The organism is Mammaliicoccus sp. J-M41 (genome assembly GCF_022385935.1).
GTDB classification, from domain to species: domain Bacteria; phylum Bacillota; class Bacilli; order Staphylococcales; family Staphylococcaceae; genus Mammaliicoccus; species Mammaliicoccus sciuri_A.
Window position 1 is genome coordinate 1 of sequence record NZ_JAJNIR010000010.1, and the last position, 12,690, is coordinate 12,690.

The 12,690-nt window shown below is 31.6% G+C and carries 11 protein-coding genes; 3 read left to right on the plus strand and 8 right to left on the minus strand.

Going from position 1 to position 12,690, the window contains the following annotated elements; all coding sequences use genetic code 11:
* Nucleotides 1-637: 637 nt before the first annotated feature.
* From LQ686_RS05575 to nrdI, 8 genes are all read right to left on the minus strand, one after another.
* Nucleotides 638-1,675 (minus strand): ferrated catecholamine ABC transporter substrate-binding lipoprotein SstD, encoded by a 1,038-nt coding sequence (locus LQ686_RS05575; protein WP_239733202.1) that lies wholly within the window; start codon nt 1,673-1,675, stop codon nt 638-640.
* Between the two features lie 102 nt (nt 1,676-1,777).
* The gene (locus LQ686_RS05580) at nt 1,778-2,578 is read right to left on the minus strand and encodes an iron ABC transporter ATP-binding protein (protein ID WP_107565269.1); all 801 of its coding nucleotides are present in this window, start codon (nt 2,576-2,578) and stop codon (nt 1,778-1,780) included.
* Nucleotides 2,575-3,540 (minus strand): iron chelate uptake ABC transporter family permease subunit, encoded by a 966-nt coding sequence (locus tag LQ686_RS05585; RefSeq protein ID WP_103362205.1) that lies wholly within the window; start codon nt 3,538-3,540, stop codon nt 2,575-2,577. Before LQ686_RS05585 ends, LQ686_RS05580 begins: the two co-directional genes overlap by 4 nt.
* A complete protein-coding gene (locus LQ686_RS05590; RefSeq protein WP_025905417.1) occupies nt 3,530-4,501 on the minus strand; it encodes an ABC transporter permease in 972 nt (323 codons plus the stop codon). The genes LQ686_RS05585 and LQ686_RS05590 overlap by 11 nt, the downstream gene beginning before the upstream one ends.
* A gap of 126 nt (nt 4,502-4,627) precedes the next feature.
* The gene (locus LQ686_RS05595; protein ID WP_103362203.1) at nt 4,628-5,044 is read right to left on the minus strand and encodes a FixH family protein; all 417 of its coding nucleotides are present in this window, start codon (nt 5,042-5,044) and stop codon (nt 4,628-4,630) included.
* Nucleotides 5,045-5,193: 149 nt separating this feature from the next.
* On the minus strand, nt 5,194-6,165 hold the full coding sequence (gene nrdF, locus LQ686_RS05600) for a class 1b ribonucleoside-diphosphate reductase subunit beta (protein ID WP_025905415.1): 972 nt from the start codon (nt 6,163-6,165) through the stop codon (nt 5,194-5,196).
* A gap of 28 nt (nt 6,166-6,193) precedes the next feature.
* On the minus strand, nt 6,194-8,299 hold the full coding sequence (gene nrdE, locus LQ686_RS05605; protein ID WP_025905414.1) for a class 1b ribonucleoside-diphosphate reductase subunit alpha: 2,106 nt from the start codon (nt 8,297-8,299) through the stop codon (nt 6,194-6,196).
* Nucleotides 8,262-8,660 (minus strand): class Ib ribonucleoside-diphosphate reductase assembly flavoprotein NrdI, encoded by a 399-nt coding sequence (gene nrdI, locus LQ686_RS05610; protein WP_025905413.1) that lies wholly within the window; start codon nt 8,658-8,660, stop codon nt 8,262-8,264. The genes nrdE and nrdI overlap by 38 nt, the downstream gene beginning before the upstream one ends.
* Nucleotides 8,661-9,035: 375 nt before the next feature.
* Between nrdI and LQ686_RS05615 the strand changes: the two genes are divergently transcribed.
* From LQ686_RS05615 to LQ686_RS05625, 3 genes are all read left to right on the plus strand, one after another.
* On the plus strand, nt 9,036-9,920 hold the full coding sequence (locus LQ686_RS05615; RefSeq protein ID WP_025905412.1) for a DMT family transporter: 885 nt from the start codon (nt 9,036-9,038) through the stop codon (nt 9,918-9,920).
* Nucleotides 9,920-10,420 carry a preQ(1) synthase gene (gene queF / locus LQ686_RS05620; protein ID WP_025905411.1) on the plus strand — a complete coding sequence of 167 codons (501 nt, stop codon included), beginning with the start codon at nt 9,920-9,922 and terminating at the stop codon, nt 10,418-10,420. The genes LQ686_RS05615 and queF overlap by 1 nt, the downstream gene beginning before the upstream one ends.
* 294 nt (nt 10,421-10,714) lie before the next feature.
* Nucleotides 10,715-12,229 (plus strand): peptide MFS transporter, encoded by a 1,515-nt coding sequence (locus tag LQ686_RS05625; RefSeq protein WP_103362202.1) that lies wholly within the window; start codon nt 10,715-10,717, stop codon nt 12,227-12,229.
* Nucleotides 12,230-12,690 lie beyond the last annotated feature (461 nt).

Sequence of the window (12,690 nt, forward strand, 5' to 3'; positions counted from 1 at the left end):
CTTTCAACTTAAATTCATCACTATATTTTGTCATATTAAAACACCCCTAAAGTTAGTTTTTTTACTCTAACTTTAGGGGTGCAGTACCATCCTGGGGTTAGTGCAATCGCGTCCCATGCTTTTCTTATGTTAAAGAAGTCTTAGACTTTTGTGGTATTTTTTGCGCATGCTTTCCTCGGGCATGTTCTCAGCCTGTAGTCTTCGAATCATGCTGTTCCCGCAGGAGTCAGCGCTTTACTAACTAGTATTTACTCATATTATCGCTATAACATTTATTTTTCTCAATAATTGTTCAAACTAATTATTTTTCTCATCAGAACTAGAGATAAATAAGGCAAAAAATGTGAACGGAATAATAACAAATATTCTAGTCTGGATATTATTATTACCCGTTATTTCAGGTAAAATAATATACACAAGTCCTGTTATTATTAATAAAAACAAATAAATTTTCTTTTTAATACTCATCGTTCAAAACACACCTTTATTCATTTTACTTAACGATCACACCATTAACATATTTAACCATATATACTAAAATATAACAATATAATTAAAACTTTTCTACTATGAAAAAATACACACTTTAATAGCGAAAAAAGCATGGGACATCGCGTCCCATGCTTTTCTTATGGTATTATTCTAAACCTTTAATAACTTCGTCTACTTGTTTTTCAGTTGTTCTTACGCCACCTGAAGCTAAGTACCATAATTGTGCATCTACGTTAACAACTTTATTGTTCTTAACTGCATCTACATCTTTAATTACGTCGTTTGATAATGCTTTCTTAGCAGTTGATTTACCACCGATTGCTTGACCTCTGTCCATAGCATAGATGATTCCAGGGTTTTTCTCAGTGATATATTCATAACTTACTGGTTGTCCGTGACCGCTTGCTTTAATATCTTTATCTACTGGTGTAACACCTAATACATCAAAGATTAAGCTACCAAATCTAGCTCCTGGACCGTATGTAGATAATTCACCTTCGTTAACTAATAAGTACATTGCTTTGTCGTCTGATTTTTTAGCTTTATCTTTAGCAGATTTTACTTTTTTATCTAAATCAGCATTTAATTCTTTTGCTTTGCTTTCTTTGTCGAAGATTTTACCTAAGTTAGTTGTGTTTTCTTCTACTGATTCTAAGTAATTGCTATCATCTGCACCAACATATAAACGTGCTGCATCTGGTGCTGCTTTTTTCAATTCATCTTGTACTTCAGTTCCAGCTGTACGACCAGAGAATAAGATTAAGTCTGGTTGAATTTCTGCAACTTTATCGTAGTTTACTTCTTTAACTGAACCTGTGTTTACAATGTCGTCACCTTTGAATGCATCTAAGAATTTTGGTAATGATGCGCCACCTTCACCTTTAGGTACACCTTTAACTGCATCTTTAGCACCTAAAGCTTCAACTGTATCTAAAGCACCGTAGTCTAATACTACAACTTTTTTAGGATTAACAGGTACTTTAACTTTGTCTTCTATAGTTTTTGAATCACTGTCATCTTTCTTTTCACCACGAATTTGATATTTCGATTGGATTTCTACTGTTTTAGACTCACTCTTCGTATCACCTTTTGATGATTTTTCTTTACTACTTGAATTACTTCCACATGCTACAAGTACAACTGATAATACTGCAATTAAAATAAAACTGAAAACTTTTTTCATTATCAATGTCTCTCCTTCAAATATTATGATAAATTATGTGTCCAAAACCCTATTGCCCAACAAACTACGAACATCACTCCTTTCAATGTTGTATCAATTTTGCTACATAGCTAATGTTTTAATTTCTTCTTCTTCGATGTATTCATCATCAAAATAGACACAAATACGTTGACCATTAATTTCTTGAATTTTAATTTCTAAGTCATAAATGTCACGTAATACATCTTCACAAATAACATCGTTTTTAATACCAGCGATTTCAACTTTACCTTCTTTGATCGCGATAATTCTATCTGAATAGCATGAAGCAAAATTAATATCATGTATAACAATTACGATTGTCTTGTTCATTTCTTTCACAAGTCTTCTTAAGATTTTCATAATCTGTACAGAATGTTTCATATCTAGATTGTTTAATGGTTCATCTAATAGAATGTATTCTGTATCTTGAGCTATCGTCATCGCGATATAAGCTCTTTGTCTTTGACCGCCTGATAGTTCACTTAAGTATTTATCTTGAATTTCAGTGAGTCCTAAATAATCTAGCGCTTTATCAATCATAGCTTGATCTTCTTTTTTTAATTTACCTTTTGAATATGGAAATCTTCCGAAACTCACAAGTTGTCTTACTGAAATCTTAAGTTCTGTATGATTAGCTTGTTTTAAAATTGCTAGTTTCTTAGCAAGTTCATTACTTTTCATTGAAGCGATATCTTGATCGTCTATCGTAATTTTACCGTTATCTTTATCAATTAAGCGGCTGACCATAGCCAAGACCGTACTTTTACCTGCACCGTTTGGACCTATGAATGATGTGATTTTCCCTTTTTCAATTTCTATATCTACTTCATCAACAACTTTATGCTGATGATAAGCTTTTGTTAATCCTTCGACTTTAATCATGCTACATTACGCTCCTTTAAAATTAAGAATATAAAGTAAATGCCACCTATAAAGTTAATCATGATGCTAATTTCTGTATTACCTTCAAACACGTGCTCCACGACCCATTGACCTAAAAATAAGCTTATCCAACTGATGAGTATTGAAGCCGGTAATATGTATTTATGATCGAATTCTTTGATAAATTCATGTGCTAAATTCACGACTAGTAGACCTAAAAATGTAATGGGTCCAACAAGGGCTGTTGAAATTGTAACAAGTAGTGCAACCATAACCATCAACCATCTCGTCACATTTGTATAATTAACACCAAGGTTAATGGCTTGATCTCTTCCTAATGACAATACATCTAAGTAGTTCTTTATCTTAAAAGCAATGAATATCATAATTAATAAAACAATGCCTGATATCGTAAGTAAACCTTCATTTATTGCACTAAAGCTCGCGAACATTGCACTTTGTATTGATAAGAATTCTTCAGGATCTATCATCATTTCAATAAAACTAGAGAAACTAGAGAAGAATGTTCCAAAAACAATACCTAATAGTAATATGAAGAATACATTTTGATCTTTAGACCTAAACAATATTTGGAATAAGAATAAACTAAATAGAATCATACCTACCAATGTAATTAAAAAGTTAAGATGATTATTCAGTACGACTGTCGATGTGGAACCAAATAAAAATATTAAAGACGTTTTAATAAACATATAGACTGCATCTAAACCAATAATGGAAGGTGTTAAAATTCTATTATTCGTGATTGTTTGGAAAATAACCGTCGAAACTGCAATACTGCCACCTACTAATAACATTGCGATAACTTTTCTAACTCGTCCGGTTAATTGATACTCCAATATATTAGGATTAATGTTATAAAGTAAATAAAGTGCTGCAATTAATAGCGTTAACACAGATAAAAGGATTAATTTATGTATGGGGGTTAATTTATTGAGCATTTCTTGAACGTCCTTTCATCAGCAATACTATAAATATGAAACTACCAATCACACCTATTGTTAAACCAATTGTAATTTCATAAGGGAATATAATTAATCTTCCTATGACATCACAAATCATCACAAACAATGCACCAAATACTGCTGTATGTGGCAATGCATTTTTCAAATGATCTCCTCTGAATATTGAAACTAAGTTAGGAATAATTAATCCTAAGAATGGCATCATACCAACTGTTACAACAACAAGTGCTGTAATAATTGATGCAATGATAAGTCCAATATTGACAACTTTTTGATAATTAAGTCCTAAATTCACACTGAAATCTTTACCCATACCAGCAATCGTAAATTGATTCGCAAATATAAACGCTAAAATCAATAATGGAATACTAATATAGAGAATTTCATATCTACCGCTTGTAATAATTGAGAAATTACCTTGCATAAAATTACCAATACTTTGTACAGCATTTGTACGTAATGCAACAAAAGAAGAAAAACTCGACACAATGTTTCCGAGCATGATACCAACTAAAGGTATAAAAATAACATCTTTAAATTGAATTCTACGGAGAATTTGCATAAATAGCATTGTTCCAAATAAGCTTAATAATGTAGCAAATAATAATTTAAGTAGTATATTGGCTTCTGGAAACGCGATAAGAGAAATTAATATACCTAATCTCGCCCAATCCATTGTCCCTGCAGTTGTTGGAGAAACGAATTTATTTCTTGTTAACTGTTGCATAATCAGTCCACAAATAGCTAATGAACTCCCTGAAATAATAATACTGACTGTTCTCGGAATTCTACTCGACACTAAAATGTTCTTCTGTTCGTCAGTTAAATTTAATATATGTAAAGGTTTTACTTCTGAAACACCTATAAAAATAGAGAAGAACGTTGCAATTACTAATAATATGATTAAAACATCTAAACGCATTAAAAACTTTCCCATGTCACACCCTACTTCTCTTTAGTTGATAACGATTATCATTATCTCTATTGTAATGAAGAATATGACTAAATGCAATGCCATTTATAAAAAAGAGTGATGGAATTAAATTCCACCACTCTTTTATAATTATTTTATATTAATATCTTTGTTTGGCATTGTGTGTTGATCTCTAGCAGTAACATGACTTGTTACATTGTATTGACCCGCTTCTTTAAATTTATATTTTAAAGTGTATACACCATCTTTATTTTCTTTAACTTTCTTCATTTCTGAAGATTTTTTGTCCCCATCTTTAACGATTTCAAACATCACTTCATCTGCATCTTTTACTTTTTCATCACCAAGTGTCACTTTTGCTGAAACCTCTACTTCTTCACCACTTTTAGCTTCTTTAGGCACATCTAAAGCAACTTCCAAAGCTTGAGGTTTATCAGAAGACTTATGTTCTGAATGATGATGCTCATCCTCTTTCTTGTCATTTCCACATGCTGCTAGCACAGAAATGACCAATACAGTTAATACCCCTAGTAATATTCTTTTCATGAATATAACCCACCTTTCAATATATTATCTTCATTATAAACAATAAATATCACATAAATTCCAATAAATATTGAAAAATATGTTAACTTTTTATCCTCATAAAAAATAGCCTAGGACAAGGTACATGTCCTAGACTACTACTTAATTTTTTACTTTTCATCAAAGATGAAGTCTTCATCTTTAAGTGCTTCTACATTTAATGCTAGTACATAACCGTCACCTTTAACACTAAAGAAGTCATGGTTTTTAGTACTTGTATTTAATGCATTCTCAATAATTGGGTTGAACGCTTTTTCTTCATAATATGGTTCAAATCCTAAATTAGCTAATGCTTTATTCGCATTATATGTTACGTAGTTCATAACATCATTTGTTAATCCTATTTCATCATATAATGTTTTTGTATATTCGTATTCATTCTTATAAAGTAAATCAAGCATACGATACATTTCTCTATCTGCTTTAATTTGTTCGTCTTGTGACAATTCATTTTTTAAACTTTGTGCATCTAGACCAGTAAATACACCGTGAATAGATTCATCTAGTAAAATTTTACGGATGATTTCTCCTGAAGTTGTCATACGGCCTTGTCCTGCTAAATATAATGGATAGTAGAAACCTGAGTAGAATAAGAATGTTTCTAAGAACACACTTGATACTCTAGCCATGTATTGATCATAAATTGAAGCTTCTTTACCCCATAATTTATGATAATTACCTACGATCATTTCTGATTTATATTTCAAGTGTGGTTCTTCAACAACCCACTTATCTAATAATTCATTTGTTTCACTAGATGGTAATAATGTCGTGAATATATGTGAATAACTTTTCGCATGTATTTGTTCCATCATACCCATAAATGAATACACTGCTTTTTTACGTAAGTCTTTCGTATGCATCATGATTAGAGGCATGCCATCATCAGCTTGATGTGTATCTAATCCAGTAAGACCAGCTAATGCCTTTTTAAAAGCATTTTTTTCAGGTTCTGTTAATGTTTCCCAACTTGCTATATCTTTAGATACTTTAAATTCTGACTCAACCCACATTTGTGAGATGTTTTGACGCCAAAACATATTCGTCATATCTTCTTGTGTATTCCAGTTTACTGCCTTCATGTTAGATCTCCTATCTTAATTAAATTGATTAGATTGCGCAACTTGTACATTCTTCAACGCTTAATAATTTATTTCGTGTATAGTAAAGTGATTTTAAGCCTTTATGGTGAGCATATACGTATAATCTTGAAAGTTCACGTGTTGAAATCTCAGAATTTACATATAAAATTGTAGAAATACCTTGGTCTACATGCTCTTGAATCGTTGCAATTAAATCAATTAATTTCATTTGATCTGTATTAAATGCTGATTTGTAATACCACATTGTTTCAGGTGATAAGAATGGCATTGGGTAAAATGTTTCTGCATTACCATATGTTCTTCTTTCAATTTGGTCGACAATTGGCATAACAGAACTTGTCGCATTTTGTACATATGAAATACTTTGAGTTGGTGCAATAGCAAGTCTATATGCATGGTATAAACCATGTTCTTTAACAGCTTCTGCTAATGCTTTCCAATCTTCTGCAGTTGGAATATCGAAACCTTCAAATAATGCCGCAACATTATCGTATTCAGGTTTAATATCTTGTTGGATATATTTTTCAAAGTATTTACCTGAAGCGTAATCAGATTTGTCGAAATCTACATATGTTTCTTGTCTTTCTTTCGCAATTTCCATTGAACGTTCGATAGAATAGTAGTTCATCATCATGAAGAATACATTTGCGAAGTCTTTAGCTTGCTCTGATTCATAACCAATTTTGTTTTTAGCTAAGAAACCGTGTAAGTTCATAACACCTAAACCTACAGAATGTAGCTCATTGTTTGCTTTTCTTACACCTGGTGCATTTTTAATATCTGTATCATCAGATACAACTGTTAAAGCATCCATACCAATATGTACAGAATCACGGAATTTCTTTGATTCCATCACGTTTACAATATTTAATGAACCTAAGTTACAAGAAATATCACGTTTGATTTCATCTTCAGTTCCATAATCGTTAATAATTGACGTTTCTTGTAATTGGAATATTTCTGTACATAAGTTACTCATTTTGATTTGTCCGATATTAGAGTTAGGATGTACTTTATTCGCATTATCTTTAAACATCAAATAAGGATAACCTGATTGTAATTGCGTTTGAGCAATTGTATTTAACATATCACGTGCATCTTTAGCTTTTTTAATGATATTAGGATTTGCTACAAGTTCATCATAGTATTCATCTAGATTGATATCATCAAGTGTCACACCATATTCACGTTCAACAGTATGTGGTGCGAACATATAGAAATCTTTACCTTCTTTAGCTAAATCAAAGAATTTAGATGGAACGATTAAACCAGTAGAAATAGTAGATAATCTAATATCTTCATCTGCGTTCACTTTTTTAGTATCTAAGAATTCTAATACATCATAATGGAAGATGTTTAAGTATACTGCACCCGCACCAGGTCTTTGACCAAGTTGATCAGCATAACTAAAGCCACCTTCAAGTGATTTAGCAACTGGTAATACTCCTTTAGCGACACCTTTAATACCTTTAATAGCTTCACCACGTGCACGCAATTTAGATAAGTTGATTGCTACACCGCCACCAATTTTACTTAATTGTTTAGCTGTTGAATCAATAAAGTTAATTGAATTTAAGCTATCATCTACTTCTAATAGGAAACAACTTACTAACTCACCACGTCTAGCTCTACCAGCATTTAAGAATGTTGGTGTTGCAGGTTGAATACGTTGTTCAATCATACCTTCAACAAATTGTTTAGCTTGTTCAACATTACCTTTAGCTAAATATAGAGAAACAATAATAACGTGTTCTTTATATGTTTCAAGGTATTCTGATTTATCATTAGTCTTCAAAGCGTAATCTTTGAAGAACTTACTAGCTGACATGTAACTTGCAAATTGAAAAGGAATTGAATCTGCAAACTGGTTAATCTCTTTTAATGATGTCTCACTATATTCTTTAAATAAGTCATAATAAAAGTCTTGTTCAACTAAAAAGTGTAAACGTTCAATAGGATCATTGAATTGAATTGTTTTTTCTGCAATTTCTTCTAAATATACTTCTAATGCTTCTTGATCTTTTTCAATATCGAAAAAGCCGTCTTCTCTTCTCTTTGTTACCTTATTGTTTAATTCAATATGATTTTTCTTTTGTTTGTTTATCATTTTCATAGAGATTAACCACCTTTTCCTTAAATTCATCTGCTATAGCTTGGTTACCGTGTAACTCAAATTTCATCAATAAAGGGACATGATATTGATTCGCGATCTCTTCACTAGCTTTCGCGAAATTCTGTCCCCAATTTCTATTTCCACTACCTGCTACTGCTTTAAGATTATGATGATTCACTTTCAAAAAATCTTGTACAGTATCAGGTACTTGGCCAAATCCAATTGTACCTGTAACCATTATAAATGGTTCATTTATTTCATTTGTCTTGTTTGCCTCAGTGAGAGCCATTGTGTCAGACAATCCTGCTCTCTGTATGAACCGTCGTACATTACCAGTTAAAGAGTAATAAATTATCTTCATAAACTTTCACCTACCACATGTAAATGCTTATACAACTGTATAAATGAAATAAAAAATACAAAAAAATGAACACTTTATTCATTTTTATTTCAAATGCACAAAACACAAGATATAGTGTTACGTTTTATAAGCACATACTATATTATGTGATTCATTATAGCACTTTAAATGATTCATAACACTTATAATACCTTATATTTTTTAAAAAAATAGGGTTGACTTTCTTCTTGTTTCGACTAAGCGTTGCTATATCAACATTTGAAAATTGCTTTCATAAAAATTTATTTGTCGAAAACAATCAACGAACAAGTCATATACTTTTTAAAGTGAATTATGATAATATATGTTCATTGATAAAAAATAGAAGGTGTTTACATGAACTCCACAGTAAAAGGAATAATTGCAATACTCATTTCTTCGATTGGTTTTAGTTTAATGGCAGTATTCTTCAGATTATCTGGTGACTTACCAGTTTTTCAAAAATCACTTTTTAGAAACCTCATCGCAATGATTGTACCGATTTACTTTGTCATGAAGTATAGAGCACCATTTTTCGGTAAATTAGAAAATCAACCGTTACTCATTTTGCGCTCTACACTTGGACTTATTGGTGTATTACTCAATATTTATGCGATTGATCACATGGTTTTAAGTGATGCGGATATGTTAATGAAATTAAACCCATTCTGGACTATACTACTTTGCGCGATATTTTTAAATGAAAAAGCACGCAAATACCAAGTAATTGCAATGATTGTAGCGATTCTTGGTGCATTGTTTATAATTAAGCCTACATTTGATTCAGATATGATGCCAGCAGTTATCGGTTTATTATCTGGAATTTTTGCTGCAGGTGCTTATACTGCCCTACGACCTTTAGGACAACGTGAAAAATCATATACAACAGTATTTTACTTTTCATTCTTTTCTACGGTCGCATTAATTCCATTTGTCATCTTTACATTTGAACCTATGACACTTTCACAAGTCATCATATTATTGTTATCAGGTGTCTTTGCAACAGTTGGTCAATTCGGTATAACAATTGCCTATAGTTTCGCAGCAGCAAAAGATATTTCAATATTTGTATACGCATCTGTCATATTCAGTGCCATACTCGGTTTCATCTTATTTAAAGAAGTACCAGATTTACTCAGTTATTTAGGATACATTATTATATTCTTAGCAGGCTATTATATGTTCAAGAAAGCCCAAAGAAATCCTAAACCTAAAGAAGCAATTAATAAAGGAGAATCATAATGTCAGAGGGAAGAAACAAAGACGAATTAAAAGATATTACGTTATTAGGGAATCAAAACAATCAATATCATGATCAATACAAACCTGAAGTATTAGAAGTGTTCGACAATAAACATCAAGGTAGAGATTACTTTGTAAAATTCAATTGTCCAGAATTTACTTCTTTATGTCCTATCACAGGACAACCTGATTTTGCGACAATTTATATTTCTTATATACCAAACATTAAAATGGTAGAATCTAAATCATTAAAATTATACTTATTCAGCTTTAGAAACCATGGTGATTTTCACGAAGATTGTATGAACGTTATCATGAATGATTTAATAGAATTAATGGATCCCCATTATATAGAAGTTTTAGGTAAATTCACGCCACGTGGTGGTATTTCTATCGATCCTTATACAAACTATGGAAGACCAGATTCTAAATACGAAAAAATGGCAGAGTACCGTATGATGAACCACGATTTATATCCTGAAAATATCGACAACAGATAATAATTCAATATATAGCCGAGTCATATTCAACATGACTCGGTTTTTTATATGTATAAATTTCACATTTCAAAACATATTACTCACCAATTAAGAAAACGCTTACAATTTTAAAAATTTGTTCACATTTATCTTAAGCCTTGCCACTATTGACGCTATTATTTTTAATAGTCATTATTGTATGAATATTGTTAATCTTTACCTTGTGTTTATTTTGCGAAAGCATTACAATTTAACATGTGCTAATTTTAAGTACATCTAAAAATGAATACAGTTTATTATGAGGGGAAGTAAAAAATGGGTAACAAACATTATACTAAAGAGGAAATTATCCAAAGTACACCACGTACAGGTTTCTTTGGTCATCCTAAAGGCTTGGCTACATTATTCCTTACCGAATTCTGGGAAAGATTTAGTTATTATGGAATGAAGGCTATTCTTGCCTACTACATTTACTATTCAGTAGCAAAAGGCGGCTTTGGTATTGATCAAGGTTTAGCACTTCAAATCGTTTCTATCTACGGTGCACTTGTTTATATGAGTGGTGTTATTGGTGGATGGATTGCTGATAGAATTACTGGTACACGTCATGCATTATTCTACGGTGGAATACTCATCATGATTGGTCACATCTTATTATCACTACCAAATAATTTTACATTGCTATTAATTGCGCTATTGTTCTTAATTATTGGTACAGGATTATTGAAACCAAACATTTCTTCTACAGTAGGTTTATTATATGAAAAGAATGACCCAAGAATGGATTCAGCATTTACTATTTTCTACATGTCAATCAACTTAGGTGCTTTAATTTCACCATTATTAATCGGTTGGTTACAAGTAAACGTAGGCTTCCATGCTGGTTTTGCAGTAGCAGCAGTTGGTATGTTCATCGGTTTAATCATTTATTTCATCACAAACAAGAAATATTTAGGTTTAGCAGGTATCGAAGTACCCGATCCATTATCATCTTCTGAAAAGAAAAAAATGGTCAAAATTGTTGGTATCACTGTCGTAATTATCGCAATTATTTGTTTCATCCTAAGTCTATTCGGACAATTAACATTGCCTAATTTCGCAAACTTTATTTCAATACTTGGTGTTGCTCTACCAATTTACTATTTCGTAAAAATTTCATTAAGTAAAAAGACTGAAGATTATGAACGTACACGTGTATATGCATATATACCATTATTCATTGCAGCAGTAGCATTCTGGATGATTCAAGAGCAAGGTTCTACAGTATTAGCACAATTCGCAGATACTAAGACACAATTAAGCATGGCTAAATTAACAGGTGGCGCAATTGATTTTAATATACCAGCAGCTTGGTTCCAATCACTTAACCCATTCTTCATTATTATTTTAGCACCAGTGTTCTCAGTATTATGGGTTAAATTAGGTAAATTCAACCCACCTACTGTTTATAAATTTGCTATAGGTGTATTCTTAGCAGGACTTTCATATATTATTATGGTCGTTCCATTATCAGACACATCAACATTAATTAACCCAGTTTGGTTATTTGCAAGTTTCTTATTAGTAACATTAGGTGAACTTTGTATATCACCAATCGCATTATCAACAACGACTAAATTAGCACCAAAAGCATTCACAGCTCAAATGATGAGTGTTTGGTTCTTATCAAACGCTATGGCTCAAGGTTTGAATGCTCAAATGGTAAAAATTTATACAAGTATTAGTTCAAATGATTATTTCTTATACTCAGGTATATTCGCAATCATCATTTCAATCATCTTACTTGTAGCAAGTCCAAAAATTAAAACATTAATGGCAGGCGTAAAATAAGATCTAGCCATTTACGAGGTAAGGACAACAAAAGTTGTCCTTGCCTTTTTTAGTATTAAGAAAGTTTTGATTAGTGGGAGTTAGGTGGGAATTAGAACGCTCTAACTTCCATTATTTCGAATTCTGGTAGTTAGAATGCGCTAACTTCCATTATTTCGAATTCTGGTAATTAGAGTGCGCTAACTTCCATTATTCTGAATTCTTGTAATTAGAACGCTCTAACTTCCATTATTTCGAGTTCTGGTAATTAGAATGCTCTAACTTCCATTTTTCTGAATTGTGGTAATTAGAATTCTCTGACTTCCATTTTTCTGAATTGTGGTAGTTAGAACGCTATCTCTTACGGACATTTCTCGGAATTCTGTCCCTAACGATACCACCAAGATCCCACACATAAATCCTCCCCCTCCCTAAACCTATTAAACAATTAACTAATATGTGTAAAAATACTTATTATTGAT